Source organism: Nocardia sp. 348MFTsu5.1 (genome assembly GCF_000383535.1).
GTDB lineage: Bacteria > Actinomycetota > Actinomycetes > Mycobacteriales > Mycobacteriaceae > Williamsia > Williamsia faeni.
The window spans coordinates 24869-43787 of record NZ_KB911529.1 but is presented as its reverse complement, the minus strand read 5'-3'; the positions used below and the strand labels follow the sequence as shown (position 1 = coordinate 43787).

The 18919-nt window shown below is 63.8% G+C and carries 16 protein-coding genes and 1 pseudogene; 7 read left to right on the top strand and 10 right to left on the bottom strand.

Annotated elements, in window-relative coordinates; genetic code table 11:
- Nucleotides 1-263 precede the first annotated feature (263 nt).
- The 4 genes from H290_RS0126130 to H290_RS0126115 form a co-directional block, all read right to left on the bottom strand.
- Entirely contained in the window at nucleotides 264-1946 is a 1683-nt protein-coding gene (locus H290_RS0126130) for a BCCT family transporter (RefSeq protein ID WP_020109820.1), read from the bottom strand.
- A 106-nt stretch (nucleotides 1947-2052) separates the two neighbouring features.
- Nucleotides 2053-2427, bottom strand: coding sequence for a GntR family transcriptional regulator (locus H290_RS0126125; RefSeq protein ID WP_020109819.1), 375 nt, complete (start codon nucleotides 2425-2427; stop codon nucleotides 2053-2055).
- A 2-nt stretch (nucleotides 2428-2429) separates the two neighbouring features.
- Nucleotides 2430-3650 carry an arginine deiminase gene (locus tag H290_RS0126120; protein WP_028463716.1) on the bottom strand — a complete coding sequence of 407 codons (1221 nt, stop codon included), beginning with the start codon at nucleotides 3648-3650 and terminating at the stop codon, nucleotides 2430-2432.
- A 27-nt stretch (nucleotides 3651-3677) separates the two neighbouring features.
- Nucleotides 3678-4880, bottom strand: a complete 1203-nt coding sequence (locus H290_RS0126115; RefSeq protein WP_020109817.1) for an MFS transporter — start codon at nucleotides 4878-4880, stop codon at nucleotides 3678-3680.
- A 156-nt stretch (nucleotides 4881-5036) separates the two neighbouring features.
- Here H290_RS0126115 and H290_RS0126110 point away from each other — a divergent pair, with 156 nt between their 5' ends.
- A complete protein-coding gene (locus H290_RS0126110; protein ID WP_036520387.1) occupies nucleotides 5037-5870 on the top strand; it encodes an oxygenase MpaB family protein in 834 nt (277 codons plus the stop codon).
- A 28-nt stretch (nucleotides 5871-5898) separates the two neighbouring features.
- The gene (locus H290_RS0126105; RefSeq protein WP_020109815.1) at nucleotides 5899-8052 is read left to right on the top strand and encodes a molybdopterin-dependent oxidoreductase; all 2154 of its coding nucleotides are present in this window, start codon (nucleotides 5899-5901) and stop codon (nucleotides 8050-8052) included.
- Nucleotides 8053-8069: 17 nt separating this feature from the next.
- On the opposite strand, the gene H290_RS0126100 is transcribed toward H290_RS0126105, so the two are convergent.
- Nucleotides 8070-9074: a TauD/TfdA family dioxygenase gene (locus tag H290_RS0126100; protein WP_081631731.1), complete on the bottom strand. Its 1005-nt coding sequence runs from the start codon at nucleotides 9072-9074 to the stop codon at nucleotides 8070-8072.
- Nucleotides 9075-9316: 242 nt separating this feature from the next.
- Between H290_RS0126100 and H290_RS0126095 the strand changes: the two genes are divergently transcribed.
- A complete protein-coding gene (locus H290_RS0126095; protein WP_028463713.1) occupies nucleotides 9317-9799 on the top strand; it encodes a VOC family protein in 483 nt (160 codons plus the stop codon).
- A 60-nt stretch (nucleotides 9800-9859) separates the two neighbouring features.
- On the opposite strand, the pseudogene soxR reads toward H290_RS0126095, so the two are convergent.
- Nucleotides 9860-10303 (bottom strand): annotated as a pseudogene (soxR, locus tag H290_RS29860) (redox-sensitive transcriptional activator SoxR); the annotation flags it as partial.
- Nucleotides 10304-10339: 36 nt separating this feature from the next.
- Between soxR and H290_RS0126085 the strand changes: the two are divergent.
- Both H290_RS0126085 and H290_RS0126080 read left to right on the top strand, forming a co-directional pair.
- On the top strand, nucleotides 10340-10888 hold the full coding sequence (locus H290_RS0126085; protein WP_369758849.1) for an NADPH-dependent FMN reductase: 549 nt from the start codon (nucleotides 10340-10342) through the stop codon (nucleotides 10886-10888).
- A gap of 37 nt (nucleotides 10889-10925) precedes the next feature.
- Nucleotides 10926-12206 (top strand): DHA2 family efflux MFS transporter permease subunit, encoded by a 1281-nt coding sequence (locus H290_RS0126080; RefSeq protein ID WP_020109810.1) that lies wholly within the window; start codon nucleotides 10926-10928, stop codon nucleotides 12204-12206.
- A gap of 6 nt (nucleotides 12207-12212) precedes the next feature.
- Here the strand turns inward: H290_RS0126080 and H290_RS0126075 are convergent, their stop codons facing one another.
- A complete protein-coding gene (locus H290_RS0126075; RefSeq protein WP_036520384.1) occupies nucleotides 12213-13085 on the bottom strand; it encodes a universal stress protein in 873 nt (290 codons plus the stop codon).
- 410 nt (nucleotides 13086-13495) lie between these two features.
- Here H290_RS0126075 and H290_RS31355 point away from each other — a divergent pair, with 410 nt between their 5' ends.
- Nucleotides 13496-13651, top strand: coding sequence for a hypothetical protein (locus tag H290_RS31355; RefSeq protein WP_020109808.1), 156 nt, complete (start codon nucleotides 13496-13498; stop codon nucleotides 13649-13651).
- Nucleotides 13652-13709: 58 nt separating this feature from the next.
- Here H290_RS31355 and H290_RS0126065 read toward each other — a convergent pair whose 3' ends face one another.
- Nucleotides 13710-15338: an AMP-binding protein gene (locus H290_RS0126065; RefSeq protein ID WP_036520382.1), complete on the bottom strand. Its 1629-nt coding sequence runs from the start codon at nucleotides 15336-15338 to the stop codon at nucleotides 13710-13712.
- Nucleotides 15339-15434: 96 nt separating this feature from the next.
- Between H290_RS0126065 and H290_RS0126060 the strand changes: the two genes are divergently transcribed.
- Nucleotides 15435-16298, top strand: a complete 864-nt coding sequence (locus H290_RS0126060) for a LuxR C-terminal-related transcriptional regulator (protein ID WP_028463712.1) — start codon at nucleotides 15435-15437, stop codon at nucleotides 16296-16298.
- Here the strand turns inward: H290_RS0126060 and H290_RS29855 are convergent.
- Complete coding sequence (locus H290_RS29855) at nucleotides 16295-17866, bottom strand: HNH endonuclease signature motif containing protein (protein ID WP_020109805.1); 1572 nt, start codon at nucleotides 17864-17866, stop codon at nucleotides 16295-16297. The genes H290_RS0126060 and H290_RS29855 overlap by 4 nt on opposite strands.
- Before the next feature lie 63 nt (nucleotides 17867-17929).
- A complete protein-coding gene (locus H290_RS29850) occupies nucleotides 17930-18910 on the bottom strand; it encodes an NAD(P)H-binding protein (RefSeq protein WP_020109804.1) in 981 nt (326 codons plus the stop codon).
- Nucleotides 18911-18919 lie beyond the last annotated feature (9 nt).

Below are 18919 nucleotides of genomic sequence, written 5' to 3'. Positions count from 1 at the left end.
CCCACCACTCCACCCGTCACTCCACCACCCCAGCACCCAGCACCCCAGCACCCCAGCACCCACCGTCGAGCGTGCCCTAACAACCGCCGACCGTGCCGATATCACCGCCGACCGTGCCGAAACTGCTTGAACGCGTGTACCATCGGCACGCTCGATGGTCGGATGTGCACGCTCGGCGGCGATTTGGGCCCGCTCGACGGCGGGTTCGGCCCGCTCGACGGCGGGTTCGGCACGCTCGATGGTCGGATGTGCCCGCTCGACGGCTAGATGTCGAGTTGCTGCGGCCGGATCGCGGGGAAGTCCTCGGAGGGCAAGACGTCGTTTGAATCGTCTTCGGTGGCAATGATGTTCGCGTGGGTCCGCAGGTTGTGTTCGAGGGTGCCCTCATAGGTCCGCTGCGCCACGATCAGCGGATCTTTCCGCAGATCCAGATAGAGCGACAGACACATCCCCAACATCACGATCACAAACGGCAGCGCCGCGATGATGGCCATCGTCTTGATGCCTTCGAGTGCGTCGTCGCCGCTGAGCCACAACAGCAATGCGGCCACCGTACCGGTCAGTGTTCCCCAGAAGATCGTGACGGACCGGCTCGGATTCTCGGCTCCGCGCTCCGACAGCGTCCCCATCACCAAAGACGCGGCATCGGCGCCCGAGACGAAGAAGATCGCCACCAGACCCATCACCAGTACCGAGGCGATACCGGTAAGCGGCAGATTTCCGAGCAGGTCGAAGAGCTGACTCTCGGCCGACCCCGCCTCGGCAAGACCCTTGCCGTCGATCTGTTGCTTGATCGCGGTACCGCCGAAGATGGCAAACCACACCAACGACACGATCGTGGGCACCAGCAGCACCCCGACCACAAACTGCCGAATTGTCCTACCGCGACTGATCTTTGCCAGGAACATGCCGACAAACGGTGTCCACGACACCCACCATGCCCAGTAGAAGATCGTCCAGCCGGCGAGCCATTCTTCACCGGCGCTGTCCACGGTCGCACCTGAACGCGCCGAGAACGAGGTGATGTCGTTGAGGTAGGTACCAATGGTGGTCGGCAGCACATTGAGGATGAACACGGTCGGACCGACCACGAACACGAACAGCGCGAGGATCAGGGCGAGCACCATGTTGGTGTTCGACAACCATTGAATCCCCTTGGCCACACCCGACACCGCCGAGGCGACGAACGCCGCGGTCAATACCGCGATGATCGCCACCAGCAACAGTTTCGACGGCTCGTTCAGCCACCCCATCTCGACGAAACCCGAGCCGATCTGTGCCGCACCGAGTCCCAGCGACGCGACGGTGCCGAAGAGCGTGGCGAAGATGGCGAGAATGTCGATGACCCTGCCGCCCCAGCCGTTGGCCCGATGACCGAAGATCGGCGCGAACACCGCGCTGACCAACTGGCCGCGACCACACCGGTAAGTGCTGTAGGCAATCGCCAGTCCCACAACGGCATACATCGCCCAGGGATGAAATCCCCAGTGGAACATCGTGGTCGCCATCGCGACGCCGACGTTCTCCTGGTCGGTGCCGGGCGGGGCGTCGACGTAGTGGGTCAACGGCTCGTTGGCACCGAAGAACATCAGACCGATACCCATACCGGCGCTGAACATCATCGCGATCCAGCTGACCGTTCGGTATTCCGGCTTCTCACCATCGCGCCCTAGCGGGATCTTGCCGTATTTGCTGATCGCCAGGTAGAGCGCAAAGAGGACAAAAAACGTGGAGGACAGGATGAAAACCCAGCCCATGTTGTCGGTGATCCAGGCGAGGATGTCTTCGGTGACCGTCTGCAGATTCGATCCGTCGATCAGACCCCAGACCACAAACCCGACCACGGCGACCGCAGTGACCCCGAAAACCACCAGATCGAGCCGCGGTTTCGCGCTTCCGGAGTCCGGTGTCGGAACTGCGTCAGAGGTTTCGGTCGTCAGTGCCATAACTCAACTAGATCAGTTTCAACCCTGATTGATCAACTCTCGCGATGCATTTGCTATCCGCTGCGGGCCATGCATCCGTAACGCCCCGAAGCCAACTCCACCACGTTCACCTGCGCAAAGCCTTGTCCAGCAACGATTTGATCCGGTCATCGTCGACGCCCAGCTGTCGCAGTGCCGAAACGTACTCCACAGTCAGTTCTCCCGCGCGCTGCAGCGTCGATTCCGGGTGCGCCTTCACAAAAGATCCCTTCCGGCCACGGGTTTCGATGATGTCCTCGGCCTCGAGTTCACGATACGAACGGGCAACCGTATTGGGCGCGAGATCAAGCGCAGATGCCAGCGCCCGGACCGTGGGAATCCGGCTCCCGGCCAGGAGTTCACCGGAGTTGACCAGTTGGATGACACCGCGACGTACCTGTTCGTACGGCGCCACATCGGAATCCGGGTCGATCGTGAGCGCGATGCTGATGTCGGCCGCCATGACTACAGCCGATCCCGCGACACGGGGCACGACATACATCGTGGCCCGCCGCGACCCGAACCCAGCTCGCTACCGGCGATGGTGAGAACTTCGACGCCCGAATCCTCCAGCCGCCGATTGGTTTCGACGTTGCGGTCGTAGGCGACAACCACACCCGGCGACAGTGCGAGAGTGTTGTTCCCGTCGTCCCACTGTTCGCGTTCGGCGGTGACCGCGTCGAGTGCGGTGTCGATCACCCGGAGTTTGTCGATGCCCATCGCCACGGCGGCCGCGTCGACAAATGGTTCCGGGCCGGTGATCGACACGTTCTCGCCCCGACGAATGGTGAACGCGGACAACGAATCCTGGATGGCCGCGTACATCACCACCGCGTCGGTGTCGACCATGGTGCACACGGTGTCGAGATGCATTGATGCCCGGCGCTGCTCGATCGGCACCGCCAGCACCGTATGCGCGAGGTCATCGTCGAACAGACTGCGCGCCAGGGCTTCCGCGCCCGCCGGGGTGGTCCGCTCCCCCACTCCGACCGCCACCACACCCGGGGCGAGCAGCAACACGTCGCCGCCCTCGACGGGCGCGGTGTGCGATTCGTATGCCCGGCGCACCCCGAGAAACCGTGGGTGGTGCGCATAGATGAGGTCGGTCAGGGACGTCTCGCGCACCCGGGCCGGTAGCGCGAGCGAGGTGATCGCGAATCTGTCACCGATCCAGAACGAACTGTCGCGGGTGAACAACAGGTTCGGTAGCGGTTCGATCGCGAACTCGGATCCATGGTGCATTCGCCACACCAGGGACGACCGCACGGTCGCCGCAGATTCGGGCAACTCGTCGAATGTCATCCCCGCCATCAGGACCCGGGCCAGGTCAACCGCCGGTAGACGTCGCAATTCGGCGGACAGATCCTGCGCCAGATGGTGGCCGAGTCGCCGCGGGCTGACCGCCGCGGCGATCCCCTGCATCCGGGCCGCGCCGCTGATCTTGACGGTCTCGGTCAGCAGATCACCGAGCAGCAGCACCTCGACGTCACGTTCGCGCAGCACGTCGGCAAACGCGTCGTGTTCCTCCTGCGCCCGGTCCACCCAGGGCAGGCCGTCGAACAACAATTGGTCGCTGTTTCGGGGCGTGAGTCGTCGGAGTTCGTCACCTGGCCGATGCAGCATCACGGCCCGCAGTCGACCGACCTCCGAGTCGGAACCCAGAACCGGTTGCTCAGAACTCCCCATCTGCGACATACATCAACGGTAGTGCGGTCAGACCTCGTTCGCCTGCAGGTTGTCTGCGATGCGTGCGGGCAAGGTCTCGCGGGCCAGTACCCAGAAGATCGTCGCGACGAACGCGACCCCACCCGTCACCACAAAAGCCAGACCGAAACCCCACTGTTGTGCGATGAACCCAGCGATGATCGGACCGCTGATCGCCCCGACATCCGCAGTCATCTGATATGTCGCCAGTGCCGGTCCGCCTTGCCCGCGACCGGCGAGTACGTCGGCGAGTGCGGCCTGATGGGTCGGGGCAAACAGTCCCGAGCCGATGCCCGCCACAAAGGTCAGGGCTCCGGCGGTCCAGATGTTGCCGCTGTATCCGAGGACCGCGGTCGAGGTGCCCATCAACAGCAGTCCGGGGAGCATGATCGGCCGTCGCCCCAGAGTGTCGGAGAGACGGCCGGCCACGATGATCGCGAGCACGTTGCCCGCCGCATACACGGCCAGCACCACCCCGGTGACCGATGGGGGCTGATCGAGATCTTCCACGATGAACAGTGGCACCAGGGCGACACGAACACCCATCGATGCCCAGCCCTGCGTGAAGCTGGAGGCCAGGATCGCGCGATACGCGCTGTCTCGCAATGCTTCGGACATCGGCATCGCGACGTGGCTGTCGCTGCCGGGCAGCGGTCGGCCACCCACCGACCGAAGCTGGGTGGCAACAACGGTCGACGCAACGATCAGAGCGATGGAATACACGACGAACGGCATCCGCAGCCCGAATCCGATCAATGCGCTGCCGAGCAAGGGACCGGTGATGTTGCCGAGGAGGAATCCGGCGCTGAAGTAGCCCGAGACCCGTCCGCGGATATCGGGCGGCGCCAGCCGGATCATCAGGGCCGTCGCCGAGATCGAGAACATCGTCGAACCGATGCCACCGAGCCCGCGGAAGATCAGGAGCTGCCAGTAGTTCTGCGCAAAGGCGGTTGCCAGGGTCGAGGCCGCGACGATCAATAGACCGGTCAGGTAGATCCGGCGTTCGCCCAGCAATCGCACGAGCCGTCCGCTGACGGGTGCGAACAACAGTCGCATGACGGAGAAGGACGAAATGACCACGGCCGCTGCGGTGATGCCGACGTTGAAACTGCGCGCGAACATCGGCAGCGCCGGGGCGATCAGACCGAAACCGAGGGCGATGACGACGTTGGCGCTGAGCAGAACCCATATCTCGCGGGGTATCTGCTTCACGGCACAAAAACTACCGCCTCGCCCAGAGGCCGGTCACACCGGACCCCGCGGATAGCCCACCGCAATCGTCGAAGTCCACCGGCTCCCTATCGATTTGAGTTATCATCTGATAACCGATGTGTGCACATTGCTGTGCACCCGGCCCAGGAGCGTGTGATGCGGAAAAAACCCCGGAGAACCCTGGATCTCATCACTTCCTTGGGCAGCACGATGACCGCCGCCAACGTCATCATGCAGCTCGCCTCGCCCGGCGTGGGTCATGGCGTTCTCGAGAGCCCGGTCAAACGCGGCAGTGCGTTCGAGCATCCGATCAAGCGAGCCCGCACCACCGGCCAGTACCTGGCCGTGGCGATCGGCGGCACCGACGACGACGTCGCCTACATCCGCGAGCAGCTCCATCACGTCCACAGCCAGGTCACGTCGAAGCCGGGGGCCGAGGTCTCCTACAGCGCCAACAGCCCTGAGCTCCAACTGTGGGTGGCCGCCTGCCTCTACCGCTACTACGTCGACCAGTACGAGTTCTTGTACGGTCCACTCGACACCGAGACGGCCGATGCCATCTACCTCGACGCCGCGCGCCTGGGCACCACTCTGAACGTGCGTCCGACGATGTGGCCTGCCGACCGCTCCGCTTTCGAGGTCTACTGGGAAGAACAGGTCCGGGGTATCCATATCGACCCGGCGGTGCGCGAGATGCTGACCTCGCTCGCCGACCTCAGCTTCCTCACCGGCCCGCTGGGAATCGGCGGCAAGGCACTTCACAAGGCACTGGGCCGACCACAATTGTTCATGACCAAGGGCGCACTTCCCGCGCCGTTCCGTGAGGCGATGGGGTGGACATGGTCTGCCCGGGACGATCAGCTCTACCACCAGGTGCTGGCCGTGTACCGCCAGACCGACTGGGTGATGGCACGCATCGTCCGAGGCCTCAACGACGTCATGCTCGCCGACGTGCGGATCCGGCGCAGGTTCGGTATCGCAGTCTTCTGACCCCCCGCCACGCCTACACTAGGGAAACATGACGTCCACCAGCCACAGTGTCTGCAATCTCTGTGAAGCCATCTGCGGTCTTCAGGTGACCACCGACGGCAACCGCGTCGTCGAGATCCGCGGCGACCGCAACGATCCGCTGTCCCGGGGCCACATCTGTCCCAAGGCCACCGCGCTCGCCGATCTGCACGCCGATCCCGACCGGCTGCGGACTCCCATACGCAAAACAGCCGACGGTGGCTGGGAGCCGATCAGCTGGCAGGCCGCAATCGAACTGGTCGCCGGCAAGATCGTCTCGACCCAGAAACAACACGGCCGCAATGCGGTTGGAATCTACACGGGCAACCCGAGTGTGCACAGTCTGGGAACCGTCACCCATGGACTGCCCTTTGTGAAGGCGGTCGGTACGCGCAACATGTTCTCGGCGACGTCGGTCGATCAACTGCCGATCCAGTTGGTCGCCCACCTCATGTACGGCCACCAGTTACAGATCCCGGTACCCGACCTCGACCACACCGAACATCTGCTGGTCATCGGGGCCAACCCGATGGTGTCGAACGGCTCGATGATGACCGCACCGGACTTCCGTACCCGGATGCGCGAACTACGCCGTCGCGGCGGACAACTCGTTGTCATCGACCCCCGCCGCACCGAGACCGCGGCCATCGCGGATACGCACCACTTCATCCGTCCCGGCACCGATGCCGCACTGCTGATGGCCATGTTGCACGTACTCGTCCACGAGCGTGGGATCTCGCCCGAGCGGATCGAACACCTGCCGTTGTCCGGCCTCGACGAGGTCCGGGCACTCTGCGCGACCACCACCCCCGAGTGGGCCGGCCCGATCACCGGCATCGACGCCACCGACATCCGTTCGATGGCAACCTATTTCGGAACCGCACAGCGCGCCGCGATCTACGGACGCATGGGGGTGTCGACGCAACGATTCGGAACAGTGTGCCAGTGGGCGATCCAGGTGATCAATGCCGTCACCGGCAACCTCGACCGGGTCGGCGGCACATTGCTCACCGACCCCGAGATCGACCTGGTCGCCCGAAAGCTCAGCGGCCGAGGCCATTTCGACAAATGGCGCAGCCGGGTCAGGGACCTGCCCGAGTTCGGCGGTGAACTCCCGGTTGCCACACTCATCGACGAGATCGTGACCGAAGGCACCGGCCAGATCCGGACCCTGATCACGATCGCCGGCAATCCCGTCTCGTCGACCCCCGGCGGTGGTCGTCTGGGGCGAGCACTCGACGGACTCGATTTCATGGTGTCGCTCGACTTCTACGTCAACGAGACCACCCGCCACGCCGATGTCATCCTGCCACCGACGATGATCCTCGAACGCGACCACTACGATCTCATCTTCCACCAACTCGCCGTGCGCAACACCGCCAGGTTCTCGCCCGCCGTGATCGAGAAATCACGTGATGCAAAACATGATTGGGAGATCTTCGGGGATCTCAGCCGTGGCCTGGCACGGGCCCGCTCCGCGGACAAGGGGTTCATCGAACGCCTACGCCGACTACCGAAGCAGCTTGTCCCGACCGTGCGGGCAAGGGCGAGTTCGCGCATGTTGCTGAATGTGTTGCTGCACACCGGTCCCGGCCATCTGACGGTGCGCAAGCTCCTTGCCGCACCATCGGGACGGGATCTCGGGCCACTTCGTCCCGGATTGAGCCGCAAACTCGTGGCAGCCTCGCGCACAGTCGATCTGGCGCCGTCGCTGATCACCGGAGACCTGGCTCGCATGCACACAGACCTGGTGGCGACCGCCGACGACGAACTGTTGCTGATCGGCCGACGCCACCTGCGGTCGAACAATTCGTGGATGAACAACTCAGTGCGTCTGTCCAAGGGCCACCCGCGGTATCACTTGTTGATGCATCCGAAAGACCTTGCCGCGGGCGGACTGTGTTCCGGAGACCAGGTGATGCTGAAATCTGCGGCCGGCAGTGTGGAGGTGACCGTTGCCGAAAGCGACGACATCATGCCGGGTGTGGTGAGTCTGCCCCATGGTTTCGGTCAGAATCAGGATGGTGTTCGCCTCGCCGTGGCCGGTCTCATCGATGCCCCGAGCGTCAACGATGTCACCGATCCCCTTCGCCTCGACGAGCTCTCAGGAAATGCGGCTCTCAACGGCGTGCCCGTGACAGTGAGCAGAACCGTCACCGATTGACCCCGGGCCGGCGCCGGTCAGCAGCCTTCGATCTCGATGATCGGTGACCGGTCTCCGCGGGCGAACCGGGACACCGCCAAATTGCACAGGCCCTGAAGCCTGCACAACCAACGATCGTTGCCGTCCCACCGCGGGGCAAAGGAACTACGCCCGTGGATGGCACGACTGTTGTCGAGGATGAACAAATCGCCTGGGCGCAAAACAATTTCGCTGTGATGCACCTGCCACACGGACTTCACCGCGGCCAGTGCAGCAGCGTGTTCGGTGCTGTCCGTCGACATCAGATCTTCGTCATAGGTGATCACCGGGTCTTCCCACGAACCGCTGAGCACCGGGATCGGTCCACGTACCTCGTCCGGAACCCCGCCGTCGACAAACGATCCGTCCACCCGCGTGTAGAACACGGGGTCGCGGAGGAGCGCGACGGTCCGGACCGGAAGCAGATCCTGCAACTGGCGCGCAGACAGCAGATATGTTGCCGCGGTCGGGTCGCCCCGCAGGCACCCGAGTGCAATGAAATCAGGTCGGGTCCGCAGGTTGTGACACTGCTCTGTATGACTTTCGAGGTTCACGGCGCTACCGGTCGACATCTGACGGCGCTGATGACGTCGGATGGGCACCAGGGTCTGAACGAGCTCGCCGCGGCACTCGGGCCGATACCCCACCAGATGCACGATGCTGGAGAGCAGCAGCGCTGATTGCCTGGCCATGCCGGTGTGCCGAGTCGGTGCACCCACTGCGGCAGCTGGGGTTTCACCGATCTCCCCGACGTCCAGCCCTTGTAGGAGCAGTCCGCCATCGCCCTCGACCAGGAAGTCGAGCAGCAGCTCACGGATCGGCGCCGGCAGCAGCGCCGCGGCGAGGCGGGCCTGACGGCTGAAGTCCTGCGGATCTGACAACGAATCGGCCGCAATGTTCTCGGCAAGCATGCCTATTACCTGCGCATACTCGTCGATGTTTGCCGTCTGCACTGTCGGCCAGCAGACGCGCTCATCAGGTCCGGGAAGCGATTGTGCACTCATATTTGCTCACCCTCCGATCCAATGCCGATGCGGTATCACACAGCGTAATGCGCAACTCCGGATCTCACAGTGCGAGAAGGACCAAGAATCGGGGCCAAGACGATCACGATTCGGCCCGCATCGAAATCGGGTGCGATCCGGGGTACGTCGCCCGAGGTATCGCCGATGATTTTTCGGCCACCGCACAGTCGATATCTGTGACCAGCAGTCCATCCGTCCGCCATGACCCGAAGGATCTGACAATGCCCGCCATCATCCCGTCGCTATGGTTCAACCAGAACATCGAAGCAGCGATGAAGCTGTACACCGAGACATTCCCCGATTCGTCCATCGACAACATCATGTATGTCGGAGAGGACGGACCCGGACCGGCCGGGAGCATTTTGGCCGCCACGTTCACGTTGTCCGGCCATACATTCGAGGGCATCAATGCCGGACCGGAGTTCACGTTCTCCGAGGCGGTGTCATTCGCAGTCCGGTGCAGTTCGCAGGAAGAAGTCGATTACTACTGGAATGCGCTGACCGCAAACGGCGGCATCGAGTCAGAATGTGGCTGGCTGAAGGATCCTTTCGGTCTCAGCTGGCAGATCGTGCCCGAACGACTGTACGAACTGCTGTCGGATCCGAATCCGGCCCGTGTCCGCGGCGCCACCGACGCAATGATGAAAACCCACGGCAAGCTGATCATCGCCGACCTCGAGGCCGGCGCGGACTCAGCCGGCTGAACCCGGCGCCACGGTGGCGCACCCCGCGCGCTCGGCGCCTTCGAGCTTCTCCTCGCACTCCTGCGTGAGCAACCGGTTGGTGCCGATTCCCTGCTGGGCGAAGACATCGCCCGGATTGAGGAGCTGACAGGCCCGCATGGACAGGCAGCCACACCCGACACAGCCGTCCATCAGATCGCGCATCCGTTGCAGCAGCGCGATCCGCTCGTCGAGATCTTCCACCCACCGCATCGACGCCTTGTGCCACATCGCCTTCGTCGGCGACTCGTGTTCACCGAGAACCTCCAGGACCGACCCAATGGTCGCCAGCGGGATCCCCGCCGCCTGAGAGGCCCGGATGAACGCCACCCTCCGCAACATCGCCCGGTGATATCGACGCTGGTTACCGGACGTGCGGCGGCTGAAAATCAGTCCGCGGTCCTCGTAATATCTCACGGCCGATGGCGCCACGCCGGCCCGGATTGCCAACTCCCCTACCGTCAATTCCAACTTTTTCAGTGCCATTTTCACATCGTACCTTGACTTCAAGTTAGCTTGAACTTGAACACTGGTCGCATGAAACCGACACAACTCAAATTCATTCTGATCATCGCAAGCGTGCGGTCCGGCCGCATCGGGCCCACCGTGGCGCAGTGGTTTGTCGACCAGGTGGCTCCATACGGAATCGACGTCGAAATCATCGACCTCGCCGAACCCACCGGCCCACACACCACCGAATTACTGGAGATGGCCGACGGATTCATCGTCGTCACACCGGAATACAACCACTCCTATCCCGGTGACCTGAAGATCCTGATCGATGCCCACGGGACCCAGTGGAAGCACAAGCCGGTGACGATTGTGTCCTATGGCGGCATGTCCGGTGGCCTGCGTGCAGCTGAACATCTGCGTGCGGTCTTCGCCGAGGTGTATTCGGTGGGAACCCGCAACGGTGTGGTCGTCCATGCCCCGTGGGACCACATCACCGACGGCCGGCTCGTCCTCGACGAAGACGCGATCGCGTCGACCCGGGGCGCGATGGACGAATTGATCTGGTGGGCCGAACTACTCAAACCCGAACGCGGGGCACGCGACGAAGGAGCCGCCTGAGAATGGATCTCCGCGCGAAGAAGGTCGCGCACTCGTCTTGTTTGTCAGCGGCTCGGCGCTGGCCGGCCTGGCCTGGAACATCCAGAGTCTCATCGCCTTTCGAGCGGTTCAAGGACTCGGTGGTGGATACCTGCAACCGGTCGGGATGACCATTGCCCTTCAGATGGTCGACGAACGGCATCGCGGCAGGCTGATGGGGTGGCTCTCACTGCCTCTTTTGATCGGCCCCGTCCTGGGACCTACGGCCGGTGGACTTCTGGTGGACAACGTCGGCTGGCGGTCCCTGTTCCTGATCAACGTGCCGATCGGAATCGCTGCCATCACGCTGGCCGCCAGACTCTTTCCCCGGCAGTCGGGAACCGATCGTGCCGGTCTCGACTGGGTGGCTCTGGCCGCTCTGGCTCCGGGCGGCGCATTGCTCGTCTTCGGGTTGGCGCAGGCCGGCGACCACGGTGATCCGATATCGGCCCAGGTCCTGATCCCGGCGGGCTGCGGCCTCGGACTCCTGGCCCTGTTTGTGGTCCGGACGCTTCGATCGCAGCGCCCACTGCTCGACCTACGACTGCTCAAGCGACGGTCACTGGCCGTCGGTGCAGGCAGCCTGTACCTGGTTGCAGGCGCTTATTTCGGATCAATGTTGATCGGGCCCATCTACATTCAGGCCGTCCGCGGCGACAGCGCCACGACAGCCGGACTGATTGTGATCGGCCAGGCGGTCACCACCGGCCTGGTGGTTCAAATCGCGGGAAGACTCGTCGATCGTATCGATCCGCGCCGGGTGGTCTGGTTCGGGCTCAGCGCCACGGTGGTCGCGATGACCCTGATGACGACAACACTCGACGAGGACACGCCCCATCTCACGCTCGTCGGCATCGGTGTGATCATGGGTATCGGTATCGGCGCCACACTGGTGCCGCTGATGGCAGCGTCGCTCCGCGGCATTTCAGGTCCGGCGATCGCCTCGGGCACAACCATTCTCACCACTGGCAATCAATTTGCGGCGGCGATCGGCGCGGCACTGAGTGCCACCGTTCTGACCACCCTGTTCAACGGTCGGGTCGAAGCGCTCGACGACACCGGCATGGCCGGAGCACTTCGATTGTCACCCGACGAACGGATCACGGCGGCACCGGATCTCGCGAGCGCAGTCGCCGACACCTATCTGCTGACACTGGGTTTGCTGATTACGGCCCTGGTGATCTCGGCATTCCTGCCGAAACTGCCGCATCCACCACAGCCGGCAACGCCGGCGCCCGCGGAGCGGACACCGGCGCAGATCGGGCACCAACAGGAACTTTCAGCCGAGCCCTGCAGATGAAGCGTGTCAGCCCTCGGGCGGCGGCTTCACGACCAGTACGGGACAGGTGGCCCGGTGCAGGACTGCCTGGCTGGTGGATCCGAGGAGCAGACCCGCAAAACCGCCACGACCGCGACTTCCGACCACCAGCAACTGGGCATCCTTGGCATGTTCGACGAGTTGATGCGCCGGACCGTCGGGCACGATCACCCGCGTGACCTCGACATCGGGATAGTCGACACCAAAACCGGCGACCCGCTCGGCAACGACCTCCCGCGCGTCGTCGGCCAGTTCCTGCAGCTGATCGAGTTCGAGTCCGTAGCCGTACAGCGCGTCGGAGGCCAGATCCGTCCAGGTGTGGACCACCAAAAGGCCCGTGTTCAGGAATGATGCCTGCTCAAAGGCCGCTGCGACAGCGCCTTCGCTGACCGCGGATCCGTCGAGACCGACCACAACCGGCCCTGTTCCACCCGCACCCGCGTAGACGAGAACCGGACATGAGGCGTGTGCGACGAGATTCACACCCACTGAACCGAGAAAGATCCCTTTCACCCCGCCGAGCCCTCGGCTGCCGACCACAACCAGCGACGCGTGGTGCGATTCCTCGACCAACACGGTCCCGGCGCGCCCTTCTGCGACTTTGGTTTTCACGTCGACCCCAGGCGCGATGTCCCGAGCCTTCGCGGCCGCCTTGTCGACGTTGTCGTGTGCCTCTTGCCGGATGATGTCGATGACATCCTGCGGAATCACCAGTGCCGGTGCATACAGTGCACCCTGAGTCTCGTACGCACCCACAATCAACAATGGTTTACGTTGCCGCTCCGCAGCTTTCGCCGCCCAGATAACCGACTCGAGGGCAGAATCCGAACCGTCTACTCCGACGACAATCGTGGTGCTCATGGCCAGAACCTCCTTGTTCACGTCGCGTTCCATGCAATCGCGCCGGGCATCTACCGGTCAACGCCTATGGCACGTCTACTGCACCACATTTCGCCGCACCGCTGTAGGGCAGTTGTGCCCAATACAGCGGGTTCCACTGGTTTACCCGTACACTGAAGTGGTCGGATACATCCACCACCGGCAATTTTCGTCGAACTTCCTCGAAACCGACATCTCGGAACCTTGTGAATCGCCGATAGCCGGATGACGTTTGATCACCATTTTTCCCGGCACCGTGGGGAATCTCGAAGAGATTCTCGAGTGAGTCTCTCCAGACCACGGTCGCCGGCGACACCCGGCAGCTCTTGCGCAGATCCCGTGCGCACGCACGACACCGCGAGAGCCGCACCGCCACGAAGAAAGTAGTAACCATGCACGAACCCGAACTGTTCTCGCACCGCGAGACGATCCGTTCCGAGCCCGCCGCACAGAGCCCCAAGGACGCGCCGCGGATTCCGCAGCCGATCTTCTCCGACCAGGTGATCGATCCTGCGGTGCAACGTGCGCAGGAACGCACACCGCGCTGATCTACCGATGACAATGGCCCGCCGATATCGGCGGGCCATTGTTGTGTTCTCTGTACGGTCAGCTCTTACGCAGCAGGAAGCGCTGGACCTTGCCGCTCGGTGTCTTGGGCAGCGACTCGATGAAGTGCACCTTGCGCGGGAAGGCGTGGGCCGCAAATTTCGTCTTGACCAGCTGCTGGAGCTCTTTTTCGAGTTCGGCCGACGCCGCTGACGGATCCCGGAGCACCACATACGCTTCGAGCACCTCACCGCGCAGTTCGTCCGGCTTGCCGACAACCGCGGCCTCGGACACCGCCTCGTGCATGACGAGGACACTTTCCACGTCGAAGGGGCCGATTCGGTAACCGGCCATGATGATCACATCGTCGTCGCGGGCCGAGAAGGTGTAAAAACCGTTCTCGTCGACCGATCCGCAGTCCCCGGTGATGTACCAGCGACCGTCGTCGGTGTACCGGCCGGCGGTCTTCTCCGGCGCGTTCTGGTATCCGGTGAACCAGAGCATGTCGCTCGCGGTGGTGTCGATCGCAACCCGGCCCACAGTCCCTGCCGGGGCCACTGCGTCGGTGTGCTCCTCGAGCACGGCGCAGGACCAACCGGGCAACGCCCGACCCATCGAACCTGCGGGCACGTCGGCCAGCAGATCGTCGTGCCAGGCGTTGACGATGAACATGCCGTGTTCTGTCTGCCCGTAGTGGTCGCGCACTGTGACGCCGAGCACCTCTTGCGACCAGCCGACCACGTCGGGGGTCAGCGGTTCACCCGCGGACGACGCACGCCGCAGCGCGATGGACGGAACCGCACCGTCGTCGGCCCGTAAGGCACGGTAAACGGTCGGGGCGGCAGCGAAGTTGGTGACGCCGAGTTGCTCGAGCACCTTCCATGTCAGGGCCGGTGAGAATCCGGCGTGCAGCAAGATGCTGCGGGTGCCGCTCGCCAGAGGGCCGAGAATCGCGTAGTAGAGGCCATAGGCCCAGCCCGGATCCGCAGCATTCCAGAACACATCACCGGGACGCACGTCGAGCCCGAACTCCTGGTACGCGTGGAACGATGCCAGCGCCCGGACGGGGATGGGGACACCTTTCGGCTGTCCGGTGGTGCCGCTGGTGAACAGTTCGACCAGCGGTCCGTCGCCACCGACCGCGACCGCCGCGCTGCCCGGCTCGTCGGCATCGTGGGCCGCGATCAGGGTCGCCAGCTGCAGCTCGTGGTCCGCGGACTCACCGGCCGCGATCACCCGCCAGGGAGCATCAGCAGGCATGTCATCACCCGGGGCCAGCTTGTGCAGCTGATCGAGGTCGGAGATCACGATCTTGGCGCCACTGTTGGTCAGGCGAAAGGCAATTGCCGGGGACGCGAACGCGGTGAACAGCGGGACGTAGACCGCTCCGCGCCGCCAGACTCCCAACGCCGCGACCACGAGATCGGCCGACTTGCTCATCAGGCTTGCCACCCGGTCGCCCGGCTCCACACCGAGGGCTGCGAGGGCGGCAGCAAACTTCGACGACTGCTCGCGCAGATGGCCATATGTCAGGTCTTCGGTGACCAGATTTCCGGCATCGTCTGTCTCGACAACCGTGAACGCCACGGCGTCGGCCGGGTGCCGATCACACAGGAGGTCTGCGGCGCAGGCCTCGGGGACGTCGTACTGCGCCAGCAATTCGCTGACCCGATCAGTTGTGGCAATCATGTTTTTTGAATCCTCACTGGTCACGACACTACTTCTCCCGAGTAGGATCCACGTCACAATAATCTTCCCGCTACCCCCGAAAAGGGGTGACCCCCGATGACTGTCCGACATCCGCTGCTGCGACCTCGCGATACCGACGCACTCCGAGACGCAATGCGGGCTTTGGCGACGGCATCGGAGACTCCCGTCCTGTTCGGCGGCGAGGTACACGAGGGCACACTTCTGCTCACCGAGTTCGTCGGTGTCCGCACCAACGGATTGCGTGGACTGACCGTGATCCCGGCGTCGGGCCTGGGTGGCCGAGTGATCGAGCGGCGCCGAGCGGCGGCAGTGTCCGACTACGGCAATGCGTCGGCGATCACTCACGACTACGACGGACCGGTGCTGGGGGAAGGTCTGCGGTCGGTGCTGGCGGTCCCTGTGGTGGTCGACGCGACAACCCGGGCCGTGCTCTACGCGGCGAGGCGCGATGCGTCACCCATCGGCGGCCGGACCGCCGACTCGGTGATCGCCGCGAGCCGGCGCCTCGCGGTGGAGATCGCGGTGCGCGACGAGGTGGATCGACGGACCCGGATGTTGGTTTCCGCAGCCGGGAACACCGCCACGTTCCCCGATTCGTCAATGGTCGAGGAACTTCGCAGCATCCACGCCCAGCTCCGGGATCTGGCCACCCGGATCGAACCTGCCGAAGGGGGCCGGGCCCGCGAACTGTCCGACCGGCTCGCCCGCGTTCTCGGCGGTGACGCGACCGAACCACCACCGGACGTCAATCTGTCCCGGCGGGAGATCGATGTTCTGGCGGTGGTTGCCCTCGGGTGCACCAATGCCGAAGCCGCCAAGACACTTTCGCTCCGGTCCGAGACGGTGAAGAGCTACTTGCGCAGCGCGATGCAGAAATTGGACGTCCACAACCGGCATGAAGCCGTGGTCATGGCCCGCCGGATGAACCTGCTGCCCTAGGCAGCGCTGGGCCACTCGAAGTCTCGCCACCCGAAGTCGATGTTGTATACCGGTGCCTCGGCGGCCTTCTTCTCGAATGCCGCGCGGGCGCGTTGTTTGAACCATTCGGCGTCGGCGTCGCTGTCCGGGTTCCACATCTCCGGATTCGTGAAGTACCTCTCCGGGAAATGAGTGTTGTTGGGTTGCGGCGAATCCAGGGTTCCTCGCTGCCGCCACCCGACTCGGCCCTGCCAACCCGGCGGGCCGGTGCCGTCGTTGATGATCTCGGTGATCCAGCCGGTATCGCCATCATGGATGTGGCCGTGATCGGGACCGCAGACCAGGGTCAGGACGATGATGTCGGTGCGACCACCTTTGGAGTACTCGACCATGTGATGCACCGCGGTTTCCGTCGCGGGCGCATCACAGCCAGGGCGTGAACATCCCCGTTCGGCGGCAATCAACGCCAGGCGTTGATACGCGGTCGCCAAACGTTTTTCCCGGCCTAGGAACAGGGCGCGGTGTTTGTCGTCGAGCAGTGCCAGGAACTTACGGCTCACACCGGCCAGGCGCAGGGCATCGCGGACCGGCAGCACCCCGCCGGAGGCGGTGGTCGCCAGGCCCGCTTCGGCCTCGAGTTGCTCCAGGGTCATCGTGACGATGACCTGAGCGGGTAGACCACGGTGCTGACCGAGGATGCCTTGCCCGACCACCATTTCCATCAACCGTGTGAACGCATCATGATTGCGCTGCCCGGGAGTACGGGTGTCACGTTTCGCTGCGGCCTGGAGCGTCTCGGCATCCGCCTTGTCTGCGCTGCCGGTGGGTGAGTCCGGATCGTTCGGGTTGTTCATGCCCTGCGCGGCCCACTTCGCGGCGACGATGTCCCACAACGCTTTGGTGGCCGGGTCGAGAGTGCCGGAGATGCCGGCCATATGGTCAGCACCCTGTTTGGACACTTTCAGGTCGCGTTTTTGCGCCCGGTCGACATCATCGAACTCGCCATCCGGATTCAGATACGCATGCAGATGCAGACCCACCCTCTTCAACTCATCGGGATCCATGGTGCGGGCGGCTTCGGCCATCAGCCGTTCGCCCTCGGACCACAGAGCCAAGTCACTACGAATTGTGCCCGGCAACGCCCGCAGCACTTCATCGATGACGTTGTAGTGGGCGATCCCGATCGCGCCGTCCCGCAACGCGGACCAGGTGTTCGGATACACCGGCGACGTGACCTCACCGGACGTTGTGTGCCATTGGCCCACGCGTTCAGCGCGTTTCGATCGGGCACTGGCCTGGGTCGCCGAGATGCGTAGCTGGTGACGCAAGAACTTGTTGTGCTTGAGACCCTGCTTCGCCGCGACCGACCGCTCCCGCAACTCCACCGCTATCCGGACCTTCACGGCTTCATCACGACGGGTCTGCATCTCCACAACTTGCGCGAGTTCGACGGTTTCTTTGTCCGACAACATCGCCAGCGAAACATCAACAAGCCTGCGCGACAACATCTCACGGACAGCAACGATCTCCTCCGCATCAAGAGCCATGCCCTCGATACGGTTGATCAGATCTGCCACCCCCGAACCCATGGAATATTTCTATCAGCGCCCTCCGACAACCAGATCGCCGGAAATCCGAGGTCGTCGAAACCGCTAGCGGCCCGCTCGAATCATGATGCCCCAGTGCGCATGCAGGGCGTTGGTGTCGAGAACATCGCAGCTCAGCAACACCGGATCGATCCGTCCCTGTGCGGCTTCGATGGCGGCAACGGTGATGGTGGCCGTCGCCTCGGACTGATTGTGCCCCGACGTGTACAACCACCGACCGGTGTTGCGGTTGCGGACCAGCACCGACCACTCGTCGCTCCCACGCGGGTGAACCTTCCTCAGCATCGGTCGGCCCAGGCTGGGTACAAGTGCAGCGAACCGCAGCGCCAGCGTCGCCGGCCCCGAACTCAGTGTGAGGTAGTTGGCCACGTGCGGTCCATCGACATCGATTGCGAGGTGGTCGGGAAAGTTTGTGCGTACGTAGCGCTTTCGACTGCCGTGGGGACCTTCCAGCACCCTTGACCGGGCCAGGTTCCGGATCCTGACCCCCGACGCATAATCGGTGAACGTCGTCCCGAGTAGTCCGACCGTCCACTCCACCGAGCCCCGGCCATGGGGTTCACCCGCTCCGAGCATCAGCCCGATGTCGACGCCGTCGGTCGAGTCGGCCGCAAGCGCCGTGGCCATGATGGTCGACAGACCGGGGGCCAGCCCCACACAGGTCAGCACACCACCCGCGGCGGGCGCGGCCATGATCGTCTCGAGATATCTCGGGGTGGCGCTGATGTCGACAAACCGCGCTGCCCCCGCATCCTTCGCGAGCGCAGGATCCTCGATCCCCGACGCGTTGACCACCACATCCATGCCGTCGACTGCCTCGCGGTACGCCTCCCCGCCGGACCGGACAAGGTCAACCACCACGTCGTTCGAGTCCGGATTACGCCCGACCCGGACCACCTCGTGTCCACGACCACGCAACTTGTCGACAATTCTCGCCCCGACAGCACCATTCGCACCGAGCACCGCGATCTTCATATGACAGCTCCGACCGTTGCATTCGTCGAGGTTCACCACGACCTCAAACACAATCTTCAA